11 protein-coding genes are annotated in these 17,155 nt (G+C 63.5%); all 11 read left to right on the top strand.

Annotated features, from left to right (window positions below):
- Positions 1-5 precede the first annotated feature (5 nt).
- The 11 genes from qrcD (at position 6) to lon (ending at position 17,059) form a co-directional block, all read left to right on the top strand.
- Positions 6-1,250: a menaquinone reductase integral membrane subunit QrcD gene (gene qrcD / locus ACMZ6R_RS12940; protein WP_416112072.1), complete on the top strand. Its 1,245-nt coding sequence runs from the start codon at positions 6-8 to the stop codon at positions 1,248-1,250.
- 275 nt (positions 1,251-1,525) lie between these two features.
- Positions 1,526-2,950 (top strand): sugar transferase, encoded by a 1,425-nt coding sequence (locus ACMZ6R_RS12935; protein WP_416112071.1) that lies wholly within the window; start codon positions 1,526-1,528, stop codon positions 2,948-2,950.
- Positions 2,951-3,031: 81 nt separating this feature from the next.
- Positions 3,032-4,456 carry a M23 family metallopeptidase gene (locus ACMZ6R_RS12930; protein WP_416112069.1) on the top strand — a complete coding sequence of 475 codons (1,425 nt, stop codon included), beginning with the start codon at positions 3,032-3,034 and terminating at the stop codon, positions 4,454-4,456.
- Positions 4,457-4,573: 117 nt separating this feature from the next.
- Positions 4,574-5,725 (top strand): NADP-dependent isocitrate dehydrogenase, encoded by a 1,152-nt coding sequence (gene icd, locus ACMZ6R_RS12925; protein ID WP_416112067.1) that lies wholly within the window; start codon positions 4,574-4,576, stop codon positions 5,723-5,725.
- 190 nt (positions 5,726-5,915) lie between these two features.
- On the top strand, positions 5,916-7,895 hold the full coding sequence (locus ACMZ6R_RS12920; RefSeq protein WP_416112065.1) for a hydantoinase/oxoprolinase family protein: 1,980 nt from the start codon (positions 5,916-5,918) through the stop codon (positions 7,893-7,895).
- Positions 7,896-8,368: 473 nt separating this feature from the next.
- On the top strand, positions 8,369-9,112 hold the full coding sequence (locus tag ACMZ6R_RS12915; protein ID WP_416112063.1) for a hypothetical protein: 744 nt from the start codon (positions 8,369-8,371) through the stop codon (positions 9,110-9,112).
- A 15-nt stretch (positions 9,113-9,127) separates the two neighbouring features.
- Positions 9,128-10,693 carry a hydantoinase B/oxoprolinase family protein gene (locus tag ACMZ6R_RS12910; RefSeq protein WP_416112061.1) on the top strand — a complete coding sequence of 522 codons (1,566 nt, stop codon included), beginning with the start codon at positions 9,128-9,130 and terminating at the stop codon, positions 10,691-10,693.
- Positions 10,694-11,034: 341 nt separating this feature from the next.
- The gene (tig, locus tag ACMZ6R_RS12905) at positions 11,035-12,366 is read left to right on the top strand and encodes a trigger factor (RefSeq protein ID WP_416112059.1); all 1,332 of its coding nucleotides are present in this window, start codon (positions 11,035-11,037) and stop codon (positions 12,364-12,366) included.
- A gap of 172 nt (positions 12,367-12,538) precedes the next feature.
- A complete protein-coding gene (gene clpP, locus ACMZ6R_RS12900) occupies positions 12,539-13,153 on the top strand; it encodes an ATP-dependent Clp endopeptidase proteolytic subunit ClpP (protein WP_416112057.1) in 615 nt (204 codons plus the stop codon).
- Between the two features lie 58 nt (positions 13,154-13,211).
- Entirely contained in the window at positions 13,212-14,465 is a 1,254-nt protein-coding gene (gene clpX / locus ACMZ6R_RS12895) for an ATP-dependent Clp protease ATP-binding subunit ClpX (protein ID WP_416112055.1), read from the top strand.
- 134 nt (positions 14,466-14,599) lie between these two features.
- Positions 14,600-17,059: an endopeptidase La gene (lon, locus tag ACMZ6R_RS12890; protein WP_416112053.1), complete on the top strand. Its 2,460-nt coding sequence runs from the start codon at positions 14,600-14,602 to the stop codon at positions 17,057-17,059.
- The last annotated feature ends 96 nt before the right edge of the window (positions 17,060-17,155 follow it).

Raw genomic sequence — 17,155 nt, 5'->3', positions numbered from 1 at the left:
ATGCAATGAGCTTTATTGATATTGAGAAAAACTGGTATCCCGAGGGTGTGACGCGTTGCGGCCTGGGGAAGTTCATGGGGTGGCTGGGGTTCCTTGGCGTGATCGCCCTTTTCGGCCTCATCGCCATGCTTGTCTGCTTCTATTACGGCCTGGGCGTCACCGGGCTTGACAACTACTTCGGGTTCGGCCTGTGGATCACCTTCGATCTGGCCGTCATCGCCCTGGGCGCGGGAGCCTTTTTCACCGGGCTCATCCGTTACATCATCGGCGTCGATGAACTCAAGAACATCATCAACCTGACGGTGATCAAAGGGTTCATCTGCTACTCCGGGGCCATGCTCATCCTCTCGCTGGACGTCGGCCAGCCGCTGCGCTCATGGTTCGGCTACTGGCACCCCAACGTCCACTCCATGCTCACCGAAGTTATCTTCTGCATCACGTGTTACCTGCTGGTGCTCATCATCGAGTACGTCCCGCTGATCCTTGAGCAGAAGCAACTCAATAAGATCCCGTTCCTGCACAATCTGGCCCACCAGATGCACGTGGTCATGCCGCTTTTCGCCGGCATCGGCGCGTTTCTGTCCACCTTCCACCAGGGCTCGCTCGGCGGCATGTACGGCGTCATGTTCGCCCGTCCCTACGCCTTTCGCGAAGGGTTCTTCATCTGGCCGTGGACGTTCTTCCTGTTCGTCCTGTCGGCCATCTCCTCGGGCCCGTGCCTCACGGTGCTGATCTGCGGCTTCATGGAGAAGCTCTCCGGCCGCAAGCTCACCACCTACCGCATCAAGTCGCTGATGGCCAAGATCGGCGGCACCATGCTGCTCATCTACATGGTGTTCAAGTATCTGGACACCTGGGCCTGGATCAACGGCGTGCTGCCCCGGGCCGGCCTGACCTTCGACCAGATGTTTTACGGGCTGGTCTACGGCAAGTGGCTGTTTTTTACGGAAATCGTCCTGTGCCTGCCGGTGCCGGTCATCTTCCTGCTCACGCCGCTGCGCAAGAAGCCGGCGTTTATGTACTCCGGCGCCATCCTGGCCTGCCTCGGCGTCATCATCAACCGCTACGTCTTCACCGTCCAGGCCCTGGCCCAGCCGGTCCTGCCCTTCACCAAGTGGGTGGTCTATTCCCCCAACTGGGCCGAATGGGCGACCTCGGGCATGGTCATCGCCTACGGGTTCATCCTCATGAGCCTTTCCTACCGCTACCTGCCGATCTTCCCGCAGGAAGTGGGGCTCAACAAGAAATAGTCCCTGGGCAGGCTTGCCCGACAAAGCCCGGTCGTTTCGCGCGGCCGGGCTTTTTTTGTCTCCGCTGCCGGGAGTTTTTGCGGGCTGTCCCGTGGTGGGGAGGATGCGGTCGCTGGAAGTGCGACGCTAACATGGCATGTCGGTTGCAAATCAATCCGGATATGCCTAAAGTACAAATGCCTTTTTTTCCCGGGCGGATGTTTGGGCTGCGGGAACGACTCCATGACGGCCTCTTGTCGTTTGAAGCGGCCCCAACCTCCGATCGGGGGGAAAGCTTGGCTTTCAAAACCAGAAAAGGCGCCATCGCGTGGCTGCGCGTCGTGGACTTGGCTGTGGCCGCCGTGGCCTTGCTCATCGCCGGCGGCGTGGCCGCGGCCGAGTCGCCCGAGGCGTCCCTGCGCCTCGACGTTCCCACCCTGGCGCTTTTCGCCTGGCTGCTTATAGCCACGGCCAGCGTTTTTCCGCTTTTTGCCCTTTATACCGAAGTGGCGCTTTTCCAGTGGCGCGAGTCGGTCAAGGCCACGGTCAAGGCCGTCACCGGCGTGCTGCTGATTCTGGTCGCGGGCGCGGCGGTGCTCGATCCGCCGCTGATCACGGCGATGTTCCTGATCCTTTATTGGTTTTCGGCCTGCGCCGGAGGCATTGCCGCCCGGGTTGTCACCCGCCGGCTGCTCTTTCTCACCGAGGCCCAGGGCATCGCCGCCCGCCGCACCCTCATTGTCGGCACGGGCTTGCGGGCCCAGGAAATCGCCCTGCGTATGCTTGCCCAGCCCGGCCACGGCTACCGCTTCTGCGGTTTCATCGGCAATGGCTGGGAAAAGGAGCCGCCGTCGCCGTTGCCGGGGCGCTTCGATCTGGTCGCCGACATGGCCGGTTTCGCCGATTATTTGCGCGAGCACGTGGTGGACGAGGTCCTGGTCTGCCTGCCTTTGACCGAGCTGAGTGACAAGGCCACGGCGCTCGTTTCGGAATGCGAGGAGCAGGGGGTGTCCGTGACCGTGATCACACGCCTTTTCGAGCTCAAAAATCCGCGTCACCGCCCGGGCAGCCATGGCGGGGAGCTGGTGGTAACCATCTCCAACACCCTGGCCGACGAGCGTGAACTGATCCTCAAGCGTTTCCTTGACGTGTCCGTGGCCCTGGCCATGCTTTTGGCGCTTTCCCCGCTTTTGCTTGCGGTCTGGGCGCTGGTCCGGCTGACCTCGCCCGGGCCGGCCCTGTTCGCCCAGGAGCGGGTGGGGCTCAATAAGCGGGTGTTCAAATTCTACAAATTCCGTACCATGGTCCAAAACGCCGAGGCCCTGCAAGCCGACCTCGAGTCCCGAAACGAGACCAACGGCGCGACGTTCAAGATCAAAAACGATCCGCGCATTACCAGGCTCGGCCGCATCCTGCGCAAGACCAGCATCGACGAGCTGCCGCAGCTTTTTAATGTGCTCAAAGGCGAGATGAGCCTTGTCGGCCCAAGGCCGCTGCCCATGCGCGACGTCGAGCGTATCGAAAAGGACTGGCCGCGCCGCCGGTTCGGGGTCAAGCCCGGCATCACCTGCCTGTGGCAGATATGCGGCCGCAACAACCTGCCGTTCGAGCGGATGATGCAGCTCGACATCGAGTACGTCGACACCTGGTCCGTGCTGCTCGACATCAAGATCCTGCTGCGCACCGTGCCGGTGGTGTGCAGCATGCGCGGCGCGTATTGAACCACGCCGGTCGGCTTGCTTGCCCGCAAGCCCCCCCTGGCCTATAGTGCCGCAACCAGAAAGCCGGGGGACACGCGACGGATGCGCATTATAAAGCCTTTCAAGGGACGCCGGGGTTTCGGTCCGGTTTTCTTCCTTCTGGCCGGGGCGCTGCTTTTGGCGCCCCTGGCCGCGGCCGGGTTTGCCGGCTACTACCTGTTTCTCAAGGACGCCCACAAACCCGAGGTCGCCTTGCTGCCCGAGGCCGACGCCTCGTCGCTGAAGCGCCTTTTTACCGTGACCGCCGCCGACCCGCAGTCGGGCATCCGTTCGATCACCGTCACCGTCACCCAGGGCCAGCGTCGCAACACGATACTGCGCAAGACCTATGATCCGCCCAAGGACAAGGTGGCCGAACGCTTCAACCTGGAAAACTCCGAACTTCGCGGCGGAACCTTCGAACTGCAGGTCGCGGCCTACGACGGTTCTTACGCCAACCTCGGCGCGGGCAACACGGCCCACATTTCCCGGCGCATGCTCCTCGATCTCGTGGCCCCCTCGGTCAAGGCCCTGACCCCGGCCCATTACGTGCGCCAGGGCGGCGTGGGGCTGGTCGTCTACGAGATCAACAAGGACGCCGTCAGAAGCGGGGTGATGGTCGGGGACAAGTTCTACCCCGGCTACAAGCAACCGGGCGGCCAGTATGCCTGCCTGTTCGCCTTTCCCGCAGACATGGACGCCAAGGACTTCAAGCCGCGCCTTGTCGTGGAGGACGCCGCCGGCAACGAGCGCACCGGATTTTTCGTCAATATGGCCATAAAGCGGCGTTTTCGTGAGGAGCGGGTGGACGTCTCCGACGAGTACCTGGCCTCGCGGCTGTCGGCTTTTGCCGCGCTGTATCCGGAAATCCGCGATCCCGTGGCCCGGTTTCAGAAGATCAACGACGCCCTGCGCCGCCAAAACGAGGCCGTGCCGACCGCCCTTTCCAGGGAGAGCCCCCCGGAAGCGCTTTGGGACGGGGCGTTTATCTACATGCCGCGCTCCATCGTACGCGGTTCGTTCGGCGCGGACCGCGTCTATGTCTACGACGGCCGGGAGATCGGTCGGGAAACGAGCGCGGGCATCGATCTCGCCTCGGTCTCCCATGCCCCGGTGCCGGCGGCCAACAACGGCAAGGTGGTCTATGCCGGACCACTCGGCGTCTACGGCAACACCGTCATCATCGACCACGGCCTGGGGCTTTTGAGCCTCTACGGCAATCTGTCCTCCATGGCCGTGCGCCGGGGAGAGACCGTGAAAAAGGGGGCGGTGATCGGAGCCACCGGCACGACCGGCCTGACGACCGGCGATCAGGTGCACTTCGCCATGTATCTCGACGGCCAGCCGGTCATTCCCATCGAATGGTGGGACGCCCACTGGCTGGAGGACAACGTCACGGCCAAGCTCAAGCGCTATGCCCCGGCCCCGGAGGGTGCGGCCGCGAAGAGTTCCCCGGCTCCCGCCCCGGCCCCGGCACCCCGGTCGTGACAAGGGCCGCAGGCCGCCTTTTGCCGGAACTTCCCGGAGGCCTTGGTTGACAAAGTCCTCCGTCCCTTTTTAACGTCGCAAGTTGTTCAAAATTTCCCATTCGAGGAGCACAGGCGCATGGAAAAGACGGTATATTGGATCGAGGGCGACGGAATCGGCCCGGATGTCTGGAAGGCCGGCCGACCGGTCCTCGACGCCGCCGTGGACAAGGCCTATGGCGGCAGCCGCAAGCTGGTCTGGAAGGAACTGCTGGCCGGCGGCAAGGCTTACAAGGAAACCGGCGAATATCTGCCGGAGGCGACCCTCACCGCGCTCAAGGGCGCGGAGCTGGCCTTCAAGGGCCCGCTGGCCACCCCGGTCGGCGGCGGTTTCCGCAGCCTCAACGTGACCTTGCGTCAGGTCCTCGACCTCTACGCCTGCATTCGCCCCATCCGTTACTTCAAGGGCATCGAGTCCCCGGTCAAGCGTCCCGACCTCGTGGACATGGTCATCTACCGCGAGAACACCGAGGATGTGTACGCCGGCATCGAATACGCCACCGGCACGCCCGAAGCCAAGAAGCTCATCGCCTTTTTGCGCGACGAACTCGGCGCCAAGGTGGACGACACCGCCGGCATCGGCATCAAGCCCATCACCCCGGCCGGCTCCAAGCGCCTCGTGCGCAAGGCCATACAGTTTGCCGTGGACACCGGACGTAAAAGCGTCACCCTGGTGCACAAGGGCAACATCATGAAGTACACCGAGGGCCTGTTTCGGGCCTGCGGCTACGAAGTGGCGGCGACCGAATTCGCCGATGCGGTCATGACCGAGGAAGAGGCCGCGGCCGGCGGCAAGAAGTCCGTGGTCATAAAGGACCGTATCGCGGACAACATGTTCCAGGTGGCGCTCATGCGGCCCCAGGACTATTCGGTCATCGCCACGACGAACCTCAACGGCGACTACATCTCCGACGCCCTGGCCGCCCAGGTCGGCGGCCTCGGCCTGGCTCCGGGCGTCAACATGAGCGAGAAGCTGGCCTTTTTCGAGCCCACCCACGGCATTGCCCCGGCCCTTGCCGGCAAGGACAAGGCCAACCCCGGCAGCCTGATTTTAAGCGGCGCCATGATGCTCGGGCACATGGGCTGGAACGAGGCGGCGGGGCTCATCCACGATTCCATGGACAAGACCATTTCCGAAAAGAAGGTCACGGTCGACCTGGCCGACCAGATTCCGGGCGCGACCACCATCGGCTGCGCCGCGTTCGGCGAGGCTTTGGCCAAGAACCTGTAACGATTGCCGTGTTAAAGGCGGGGGCGACGTCGTCCGGGACCACGTGGCCCGCGTTTCCCCCGCATTTTCCCGCCGCCTGGGTGTAGCCACGCGCTGGTGGAGAAACCTGCCGCGCCGGACGACGTGACATTGTACCCGCTTGGAAACAAGATGAAAGTCCTCTTCGCGGCCGAAGGGGGAAGGGGGCCAGATGGCCGTTGTCGGCGTGGATACCGGTGGCACTTTTACGGACATCATATGCTGGCGCGATGGCGCGTTTGCGGTGGTCAAGCTGCCTTCGACCCCGGACAATCCGGCCCGCGCCGTGCTTTCCGGGCTGGCCCGGCTCGGGTTTGCCCCGAGCCGCGTGCTGCACGGCTCGACCGTGGCCACCAACGCGATTTTGGAGCGCAAGGGCGCGCCCACGGCTTTCGTCGCCAACGCGGGCTTTGAGGACATCATCGCCATCGGCCGCCAGAACCGGCCCGAGCTTTACGACCTGGCCAGCCGCAAGGAGCCCTGCCTTGTGCCCGAGGAACTACGCTTCGGCGCGCCGGGGCGCGTTTCGGCCGAAGGCAAGGTGCTTGAGGACCTGACTCCCGAACAGGCGTCCGAACTGGCCCGGGCCGTGGCCGATGCCGGCGCGACCTCGGCCGCCGTATGCCTGCTTTTTTCCTTTCTTGCGCCCGAGCACGAACGGCTCCTTGGCGAGGCGCTGGCCGACTGCGGTCTGTCCGTCTCCCTTTCCAGCAACATCCTGGCGGAATTTCGGGAATACGAACGCGCGGCCACCACGGTGGCCAACGCCTATGTGGCCCCGGTCATGGACGCCTACATCGGCGACCTGGAGGCCGGATTGGGCCAGGAGGCGGCGCTTTCGGTCATGCAGTCGAGCGGCGGGCTCATCACCGCCAGGACGGCCCGGCACGAGCCGGTGCGCACGATTCTCTCCGGCCCGGCCGGCGGGGTGGTGGCGGCTTTGGCCGTGGGCAAGGCCGCCGGCTTCGACAGGCTTATCACCTTCGACATGGGCGGCACCTCCACCGACGTCTCGCTCCTCGACGGTGGCCTGTCCATGGCCATGGAGACGCGGCTTGCCGGTCTGCCGATCAAGACGCCCATGCTCGATATCCACACCGTGGGCGCGGGCGGCGGCTCGCTGGCCGCCCTCGACGCCGGCGGGGCGCTGACCGTCGGGCCGCAAAGCGCCGGGGCCGATCCCGGACCGGCCTGCTACGGCCAGGGCTACGGGCTGACCGTCACCGACGCCAATCTGTTTCTCGGCCGGCTTGCTCCGGACCAGTTCCTCGGCGGCGGGATGGCCCTTGCCCCCAACCGTCTGCCGCCGCTTTTCGAGGCGTTGGGCGCGGCGGCCGGCCTGACCCCGGTCGAGGCGGCCGAGGGCATCGTGGCCGTGGCCGAGGCGGCCATGGAACGGGCCATCCGGGTCATCTCCGTGGAGCGCGGACACGACCCGGCGGATTTCGCGCTGCTCTCCTACGGCGGCGCGGGTGGGCTGCACGCCGTGTCCCTGGCCCGGCTCCTCGGCGTCCAGACGGTCGTCGTGCCGCGCCATCCCGGCCTTTTCTCGGCCTTGGGCATGCTCCACGCCGACGTGGTCAAGGATTTTTCCGAGACGGTCATGTTGTCTTCGGACAAGATCGATGTCTTCGAGCTGGCCGGACTTTTCGGCTCCCTGGAGGACAAGGCCCGCCAGGGCATGGCGGCCGAGGGCCTGGACGGGGGCGACATGGTGCTCGAACGCCAGCTCGACATGCGCTACCGGGGCCAGTCCCACGAGTTACCCATCCGCTTCGTGGCCGACCCGTTCACCGCCTTCCACAATCGCCACGAGGATATTTTCGGCTTCAAGGAGCCCAGGGCCGTCATCGAGGTTGTCACGCTGCGCATCCGGGCACGCGCCATCCAGGAAAAGCCGCCGTTTAAGGAAGCCGAGCATCTTGTCGCGGCGGTGTCCGAGGAAGCGGTGCTTGGCGAACGGCCCCTTGTCTGGCGCACCCGCGAGATCGCGGCGAAGTGGTACGACCGGGAGAAGCTCGTCCCCGGCAACCGCATCCTCGGTCCGGCGCTCATCGCCGAAATTTCCGCCACCACCTTCGTTCCGCCCAAGGCCGAGGCACGCGTGGACGGCTTCGGCAACATCGTCATCGACACGCATGCCGCAGGATGAGGGCGGAGAGGTGAGAGAGGATGCCTCCGGCGGCCAGGGGGAAACTTTTTGAAAAAAGTTTCCCCCTGGACCCCCTTCAAAAACTTTCACTGGGGGGAGGGAGGCGAGGCGTTGCTCCGTCCGCGTTGTTTCGGGAAGGTTGGAGAGTGATTTCTTTGCATGAGAAGGTGCTGTTCCTGTCCCAACGGCCTTTCAGCGTTCGGCCATGGAGTGGCGGCAGGATCGCTCCCGGGTATGCCGCGCGGTCAGGGCCATGGCTTGCTGCCGGTGATGGGGCGTTGTGACTGGGGCCGGCGGGGGCAGGGCGGACGCGAAGGCGTATTCTTCAAATATGCGCCGCGCGCGGTTGTCCTGCCCCCGCCGGCCCGTCAAAGAAACCAGATCCGGCAGGGCAAGGTAGGGCAGGATAGGGCAGGGTGGCGGAAAATTGGGCAACAGCGACTTGAAACCGGGTGGCTGACGGGGGCGTCGGGATGCTTGTTATCGGCACGCCATGTTATGGCGGGGTGGTCACGCTGCCCTACATGCTCTCCATGTTGGCGCTCAAGGATATGCTCAACGCCGCGAAGGTTCCGTTTCGCCTGCTGACGCCCGCCAACGACAGTCTTATCACCCGGGTCCGCAATTCCATCGCCAATACCTTCCTGCGTGACGAGCGGGCCACGCATCTGCTTTTCATCGACGCGGACATCGAATTCATACCGGCCATGGTGCCCCGGCTGCTCGGCAGCGGCAAGGACGTGGTCTGCGGCGTCTATCCGGTCAAGGGCCTGCGTCTGGACCGCGTCATGGCGCAACCGGCGGGGACCACGCCCCAGGCGGCCGAGGCGGCGAGCCTGGATTACGCGGTGAAGCTGAAACCTGGTTGCCACATGGACACCCAGGGATTTCTGGAAGTGGAGTACGCGGCCACGGGGTTCATGATGGTGAGCCGCCGGGCGCTGACGCGCCTGATGGACGCCTATCCGGACTTGCGCTATCGCTATAGTTGCACCAATGAGGAGCCGGCGGACAATTTCGCCTTTTTCGACACGGCCATAGATCCGCAAACGCTCGACTATCTGCCCGAGGATTATGCCTTTTGCAAACGCTGGCGCGACATCGGCGGACAGGTGTTCGTCAGCGTGCCGGGCCGCTTCGCCCACCACGGGGGAAGAGCATATCTTGGAGATTTCGCGGCCTTTCTGGCCCGACACGGTGCCAAGCCGAAGCCCTAACGCAATGGAACGCGCATGAACATCACTCCCATCACCCTGGAAGTCTTCAAGAACAAGTTCGCTTCGGTGGCCGAGGAAATGGGCATGGCGCTCACCCGCGCCGCCTTCTCCCCGAACATCAAGGAACGTCGCGACTTCTCCTGCGCCGTGTTCGACGCCAAGGGCGACATGGTGGCCCAGGCCGCCCATATCCCCGTCCACCTCGGCTCCATGCCGCTTTCCGTGGCCTCGATCATCGAGGCGCTGGAACTGGCCCCGGGCGAAATGGCCATGCTCAACGATCCGTTTCGGGGCGGCACCCACCTGCCCGACATAACGCTTGTCGCCCCGGTCTACGCCGGCACCGACGCCCCGGTCTTCTACGTCGCCAGCCGCGCCCACCACGCCGACGTCGGCGGCATGGCCCCGGGTTCCATGCCCCTTTCCACCTCCATCTTCCAGGAAGGCCTTGTCATACCGCCGGTGAAGATTGTCGTGGGCGGCGAAATCGTCCCGGACGTCATGAACCTTTTTCTGGCCAACGTGCGCACCCCGTCCGAGCGCCAAGGCGACTTTTCCGCCCAGATCATGGCCAACCGCACCGGCGTCGCCCGCATGGAAGCCCTGGTCAAGGCCCACAGCCTGGAGACCGTGACCTCCATGGCCGAGGCGCTCATGGACTACGCCGAGCGGCGCATGATCGCGACCATCGCCGCCATGCCCGACGGCTCCTATGAGGCCGAGGACAGCCTGGACGACGACGGCGTCGGCGGCCAGGACGTGACCGTGCGCCTGACGCTTTCCATCGGCGGCGAGGAGGTGGAGCTCGATTTTACCGACAGCGACGAGCAGACGGCCGGCTGCGTCAATACGGTGAGGGCCATTGCCGTCTCGGCCGCGCTCTACGTGTTCCGTTGCCTGACCGGCGGCGATGCCCCGACCAATGCCGGCTGTCTGCGGCCCATCACCGTGCGCACCAAGGCCGGCACCGTGGTCGACGCCCGCTTTCCCGCGGCCGTGGCCGGCGGCAACGTCGAAACCTCCCAGCGTATCGTGGACGTGATCCTGGCCGCCCTGGCCAAGGCGCTGCCCGGCCGCATCCCCGCCGCCTCGCAAGGCACCATGAACAACGTGGCCGTGGGCGGCTTCGATCCGCGCGTCAAAAAATCCTTCACCTACTACGAGACCCTCGCCGGCGGGGCCGGGGCCGACGCCCAGGGGCCCGGCCAGTCGGCCGTGCATTCCCACATGACCAATACCCTCAATACGCCTGTCGAGGCGCTGGAATACGCCTATCCGCTGCGCGTCACACGCTATGCGATCCGTCACGGTTCCGGCGGGGCGGGCAAGCATCCCGGCGGTGACGGGCTGGTGCGCGAGATTGAAGCCTTGACGCTCATGGAAGTGACCGTGCTGTCCGACCGGCGCTTTCGCGGCCCCTGGGGGCTGGATGGCGGCGGGGAAGGGGGGCATGGCGTCAATACCGTGACACGGCGAAACGGCGAGATGGTCATGCCGGGCAAGTTCCACGTGCGCTTGCGCAAGGGTGACAAGCTGCGTATCGAGACGCCCGGCGGCGGCGGTTATGGCCCGGCGGAGTGAGGAGCCGGGGGGAAACTTTTCTGAAGAAAAGTTTCCCCCCGGGCCCCCTTTCCAAAGACTTTAATGAAATGAGTTTGTTGCGGTAACGAATATCCCTGTTAAAAAGTTTAGGAAGGGGAGAGCGCGAGAGGGGAGAACCCTTTTCAAAGGGTTTCCCCTCTCGCAACATTTTTCCGTCCATTCTTTCTCCGCCTCCGATCATGGTGGCCTCGTTTTTTGTCCTTCCCTTTCTTTCTTTCTTCGTGTAGTATTGCCTATTTCGTATTCGCAAAATCACATCCTTTTCGATCCGAAATCCGCCCCGCCAGACCCGGACAGGGGCGATAATCCTGGAGGAAGCCTTGGAATATACCGTCAATCAGATTTCGCCTGTCAAAACGCAGGTCAACGTCACCGTCCCCGCCGAGGAGGCGGATGCCGCCCTGGCCACTGCCGTCGCCCTCTACCGCTCCAAGGCCGACATCAAGGGCTTCCGCAAGGGCAAGGTGCCCTCCAGCGTCATCGAGTCGCGGTTTAAAAAGGAAATCACCGCCGAAGCCACCACCGATCTGATAAACGTCCATGTCAATGAGATCATGGGCGAACTCAAGCTGTCACCGCTCTCCGGCCTGGACATGGGCGACGCCGCGCTGCAAAAGGGCGAACCCCTGGACTACACCTTCACCTTCGAACACGCCCCGGCATTCGAGCTGCCCGAGTACAAGGGCCAGGCCATCGAGGAAGAGGAAGTCGTGGTCGGCGACGGCGAAATCGACGTCGTGGTCGAGCGCGTGCGCAAGAATCTGGCCGAGGTCAAGCCCATTGCCGACGCCCGTCCGGCCAAGGACGGCGAGGTCGTTTCCGTCACCTTCGAGGCCTTTGAAAACGACGCGCCCATTCCCGGCGTGCGTGCCGAGAACTTCGAGCTGACCCTTGGCGAAGGCCAGGCCCTGCCCGAGTTCGAGGCGCTCATCAAGACCGTGCCGGCCGGCGAGGAGGGCTCTTCCGAGATGACCTTCCCGTCCGACTTCATCAATACCGACTTGGCCGGCCGCACCGTGCTCATGAAAGTGGCCGTGCATGTCATCAAGGAACGCCTCCTGCCCGAGGTGGACGACGAGCTTGCCAAGAAAGCCGGCAACTTCGAAAACCTGGACAAGATGCGCGAAGCCATTACCATGTCCTACAAGAAGTCCCGAGAGGACCTGCACCGTTCCTCGGCCCAGAAAAAGCTGCTGGACAAACTCCTGGCCCAGGTGGAGTTCCCCCTGCCGGAGTCCGTGGTCGAGCAGCAACTTTCCAGCATGGCCGACGATTTTGTGCAGAAGTTGGAGCGGCAGGGCAAGAGCCTCGCCGGCGTGGGCAAGACCATGGCTGACCTGGAAGCCGATCTCAAGCCCAGGGCCGAGGAACTGGTCAAGACCCAGATTTTCCTCGCCGCGGTGGCCACCAAGGAGGAGCTCTCCGTCAGCCCACAGGAGATGGACGCGTTTTTCTACCGCCTGTCCACCCAGACCGGGCAGGATGTGGTGCTGCTCAAGCGCTACTACGAGGATAACGGGCTCATGATCATGGTCCGCGACAAGCTGCTGGCGGACAAAGCTGCCGATTTTATTTACGCCAATGCCCTGGTGACCAAGGTGCCGGCTGTCGAAAATCCGGCCGATGCGCAGGGATACGGCGTGCGCGAGTAGCGCGTTACGATTTGGCTTCTTTTTTGCATGACCTACAATGTGGTCATGGTGGGCGAAACGGTAGGGATGCCGCCGTTTCGCCCGAAACCCCCAACCCCCTGCGGTCGTGGCGAAGGCGGCTGGCGACAAAAATGTCGCACCGTGTCACCCTCCGGCGCAAAAAGGGAGCGCAATGACTACCGTCCCTATTGTCATCGAAACCACCGGCCGTTCCGAACGGGCCTACGACATTTATTCGCGCCTTTTAAAAGACCGCATCATTTTGCTCGGCAGCGCGGTGGACGATTACGTGGCCAACCTGATCTGCGCCCAGTTGCTCTTTCTCGAGTCCGAGGACCCGGAGAAGGAAATTTTCATGTACGTCAACTCCCCGGGCGGCGTCGTCTCGGCGGGGCTGGCCATCTACGACACCATGCAGTTCGTCCTGCCGCCGGTGTCCACCCTGTGCATGGGCCAGGCCGCCAGCATGGGCGCGCTTTTGCTGTGCGCCGGCGCGACCGGCATGCGCTACGCCCTGCCCCATAGCCGCATCATGATCCATCAGCCTTCGGGCGGCTTTCAGGGCCAGGCCACGGATATCGAGATCCATGCCAAGGAAACCAAGCGCACCCGCGAGGCGCTTAACGAAATCATGGCCAAGCACACCGGCCAGCCCATCGAGAAGATCCAGATCGACACCGAGCGCGACAATTTCATGAGCGCCGCTGAAGCCATGGCCTATGGCCTCATCGATAAGGTGTTGACCTCCAGGGAACCTGTTGCAAAAACGGAACCCCGGGACGCCTAAGGCGCGTCTGGGTTTCGCTTAAATGGCCCGGAGGCCCGGGCAAAGTGGGTTTTCCCGTATGACGCGAAAAAAAAGCCCTGTGTCGGGCGAGTTGTGCTGCTCGTTTTGCGGCAAGAACCAGGATGAGGTCCAGCGGCTGATCGCCGGCCCGGACGTGTACATCTGCGACGAGTGCGTTGCGCTTTGCAACGAGATCATCGCCCAGGAGTCCGTCAGCGAAGAAACCGAGGGCGGCAAGCTCCTGCCCCCGGCCGAGATCAAGCGGCTGCTCGACGAGTACGTCATCGGCCAGGAACAGGCCAAGAAGATTCTGGCCGTGGCCGTCCACAACCACTACAAGCGCGTATACTACGCCGGGGCCGCGGGCCCTGACGACGTGGAGATCGACAAGAGCAACATCCTCCTGATCGGTCCCACCGGGTCGGGCAAGACGCTGCTCGCCCAGACCCTGGCCCGTATCCTGAATGTCCCCTTCGCCATCGCCGACGCCACCACCCTGACCGAGGCCGGCTACGTGGGCGAAGATGTGGAAAACATCCTGGTGCAGCTGCTGCAAAACGCGGATTACGACATCGAGTCCGCCAGCCGCGGCATCATCTACATCGACGAGATCGACAAGATCGCGCGCAAGGGCGACAGCCCGTCCATCACCCGCGACGTGTCGGGCGAGGGCGTGCAGCAGGCGCTTTTGAAGATCATCGAAGGTACCGAGGCCAATATCCCGCCCAAGGGTGGGCGCAAGCACCCGCAGCAGGAGTTCATCCGCTTAAATACCGCCAACATCCTTTTCATTGTCGGCGGTGCGTTTATCGGCCTGGAGAAGATCGTGGGCCAGCGCATGCGGGGAACGTCCATGGGCTTTGGGGCCAAGGTGGAGGCGCGCCACGACGGCGACGCGAACCGGATGCTGGCCCAGGCCCATCCGGCCGACCTGATCAAGTTCGGCCTGATTCCGGAATTCATCGGCCGCATTCCGATCCTCACCGGTCTTGAGGAATTGACCAAGGACGACCTGGTGCGCATCCTGACCGAGCCTAAAAATGCCTTGGTCAAGCAGTACCAGAAGCTCTTTGAACTGGATAAGGTGCGTTTGCGGTTCACCAAGAACGCCATGGACGCCATTGCCGAAAAAGCCATCGAACGCAAGACCGGCGCCCGGGGACTGCGCAACGTCATGGAGAGCATCATGCTCGAGATCATGTACAAGTTGCCGTCGCTGACCGGCGTCAAGGAGTGCGTCATCAACAAGGCCGTGGTGGAGAAGGGCCTCGAGCCGCTGCTGTTCTACCACCAGGAAGTCAAATCGGCCTGACGACGTTGCCGCCTCCCGTTTGACATCGTTTTTTTCGGCCTTACCTTGAGCACTCGCCGCATCCGCCCGTCGGGCCGGATATCCTCCGGTCCGGCGGGCGAAAGCCGATGCCAACCCCGAAAACGGGAGGTTTCATGACGGGTTTTACCTTCGACACCGACCGGTTTGCCGCCGAGTCCATACGCCTGCCTATGATGAGCCTGCGGGAAGTGGTCATGTTCCCGCGCTCCATCGCGCCGCTTTTCGTCGGCCGCGAGGCGTCCATCAAGGCTATCGAACAGGCCGTTGCCGCCCACGACAAGAAGATTTTCCTCGTCGCCCAGCGCTCGCCGGAAACGGAAAAGCCGAACGCCGAAGACCTCTTCGAGATGGGCACGGTCAGCAAGATTCTCCAGATGCTGCGCCTGCCCGACGGCACGATCAAGGTCCTTTTCGAGGGCCTGTACCGGGCCGAGTGGGAGCCGCAGACCATGGGCGTCGGCGAGGATGCCGACTACCCCATGGTCACCGTGACCCGGGTACCGGAAGAGGAGTCCCACGGTCCGGAATCCGACGCCCTGATCCGGGCCACCCAGGAGGCCCTGGAGCATTACGGCCGCATCAACAAGAAGCTGGCCCCCGAGACCATCCTGGCGATCAATTCCATCACCTCGCCTGGTAGGCTCGCCGACGCCGTCATGCCCCACCTCAAGGTGGACTACATCAAGAAGCAAAGCGTCCTTGAAGAGCTCGAGCCGGTCAAGCGCCTGGAAGAAACATATGCCTTCCTCCAGGGCGAGATCGAAATCTCCTCCATCGAGAAGCGGATCAAAAACCGCGTCAAGCAGCAGATGGAGAAGAACCAGAAGGAATATTACCTTAACGAGCAGATCAAGGCGATAAACAAGGAGATGGGCCGCGAGGACGATCCCGGGGCCGAGGCCGCCGAATTCGAGACGCGCCTGGGCGAGAAGAACATGTCCGACGAGGCCCGGGAAAAGACCCTTCGAGAGATCAAAAAACTGCGCCAGATTCCGCCCTCGTCCGCCGAGTACACGGTGGTGCGCAACTACGTGGAGTGGATTCTGGATTTGCCCTGGAACGTCTACAAGGAGACGGACCTCGACATCGCCGCCGCGGAAAAAGTGCTCAACGAAGACCACTTCGGCCTGGAAAAGCCCAAGGAACGCATCCTGGAATACCTGGCCGTGCAGAAGCTGGTCGAGCGCATCAAGGGCCCCATCCTCTGTCTGGTCGGTCCCCCTGGCGTCGGCAAGACGTCACTTGCCAAGTCCATCGCCCGGGCCATGGATCGGGAGTTCGTGCGGCTGTCCCTTGGCGGCGTGCGCGACGAGGCCGAGATTCGCGGCCACAGGCGTACCTATGTCGGGGCGCTGCCCGGCAAGATCATCCAGTCGCTCAAGCGCGTGAAGTTCAATAATCCTGTCTTCTGCCTGGACGAAGTGGACAAGATGAGCACGGATTTCCGCGGCGATCCCTCGTCCGCGCTTCTGGAAGTCCTCGATCCCGAGCAGAACTACGCCTACAACGACCATTATCTGGATCTGGACTACGACCTGTCCAAGATCTTTTTCATCACCACGGCCAATTCCCTGCATTCCATCCCGCTGCCCCTCCAGGACCGCATGGAGATCATCCGCATCCCCGGCTACCTGGAAACGGAAAAGATGGAGATCGGCCGCCGGTTCCTGATGCCCAAGAACATCGAGCAGCACGGCCTTAAACCCGAGAATCTGGATTTTGCCAACGATGCGCTGCTCGAGGTCATTCGGCGCTACACCCGCGAGGCCGGGGTGCGTAACCTCGAGCGCGAACTGGCCTCGGTCTGCCGCAAGGTGGCCCGCAAGCTGGTCGAGGGCAAGGACAACGACGGGGCCTTTCCCGTCACCATCGAAAACCTCGAATCGTACCTCGGCGTGCCCAAGCACCGCCATGGCGAGATGGAGGCCGCACCGCGCGTCGGGCTTTGCACCGGCATGGCCTACACCGAGGTCGGCGGCGAGATCCTCATGGTCGAGGCCGCCATCATGCCCGGTACGGGCAAGGTGGAGATCACGGGCAAACTCGGCGACGTGATGCAGGAATCGGCCCGGGCGGCGCTGTCCTATCTGCGCTCCCGCTCGGGGCTCTACGGCCTCAAGCCCGATTTCCACAAGGAGATCGACATCCACATCCACGTGCCCGAGGGCGCCATCCCCAAGGACGGCCCGTCGGCCGGCATCACGCTGGCCACGACCATCATCTCGGCGCTGCTCAATATCCCGGTGCGAAACGACCTGGCCATGACCGGCGAGATTACGCTTCGCGGCCGGGTGCTGCCCATCGGCGGTCTGCGCGAGAAGCTCCTCGCCGCCCACCGGGGCCTTATCCGCACGGCGATCATTCCGGCGGAAAACGAAAAGGACTTGAAGGAGGTGCCCGAGGCCATCCTCAAGGACATGAAGATCATCACGGTCGAGAGCATGGACGAGGTGCTGTCCAAGGCGCTCGTCTGCCAGGAGCCGGAAAAGGTGTTCTGTCGCAGTCTCGGAAACGACGTGCCCCTGGCCGAGTCGCTGCTCAAAGAAGAGTTCCGCCCCGAGCCCCGGCATTAGTCGGTTGGATGATATGCCTCCGGCGGCCAGGGGAGGCTCCGCCTCCCCTGGACCCCACCGCCGGGGGGCTTGATGCCCCCCGGTCCCCCCTTTCCC

The organism is Solidesulfovibrio sp. C21 (assembly GCF_047785625.1).
Lineage (GTDB): Bacteria > Desulfobacterota > Desulfovibrionia > Desulfovibrionales > Desulfovibrionaceae > Solidesulfovibrio.
This window is presented reverse-complemented; position numbering and strand designations above follow the sequence as displayed.

Bases quoted from the DNA above. Each gene is read 5' to 3' on its own strand.
- qrcD (WP_416112072.1), top strand. From the start codon at position 6: ATGAGCTTTATTGATATTGAGAAAAACTGGTATCCCGAGGGTGTGACG.
- ACMZ6R_RS12930 (WP_416112069.1), top strand. From the start codon at position 3,032: ATGCGCATTATAAAGCCTTTCAAGGGACGCCGGGGTTTCGGTCCGGTT.
- icd (WP_416112067.1), top strand. From the start codon at position 4,574: ATGGAAAAGACGGTATATTGGATCGAGGGCGACGGAATCGGCCCGGAT.
- ACMZ6R_RS12920 (WP_416112065.1), top strand. From the start codon at position 5,916: ATGGCCGTTGTCGGCGTGGATACCGGTGGCACTTTTACGGACATCATA.
- ACMZ6R_RS12915 (WP_416112063.1), top strand. From the start codon at position 8,369: ATGCTTGTTATCGGCACGCCATGTTATGGCGGGGTGGTCACGCTGCCC.
- ACMZ6R_RS12910 (WP_416112061.1), top strand. From the start codon at position 9,128: ATGAACATCACTCCCATCACCCTGGAAGTCTTCAAGAACAAGTTCGCT.
- clpP (WP_416112057.1), top strand. From the start codon at position 12,539: ATGACTACCGTCCCTATTGTCATCGAAACCACCGGCCGTTCCGAACGG.
- clpX (WP_416112055.1), top strand. From the start codon at position 13,212: ATGACGCGAAAAAAAAGCCCTGTGTCGGGCGAGTTGTGCTGCTCGTTT.
- lon (WP_416112053.1), top strand. From the start codon at position 14,600: ATGACGGGTTTTACCTTCGACACCGACCGGTTTGCCGCCGAGTCCATA.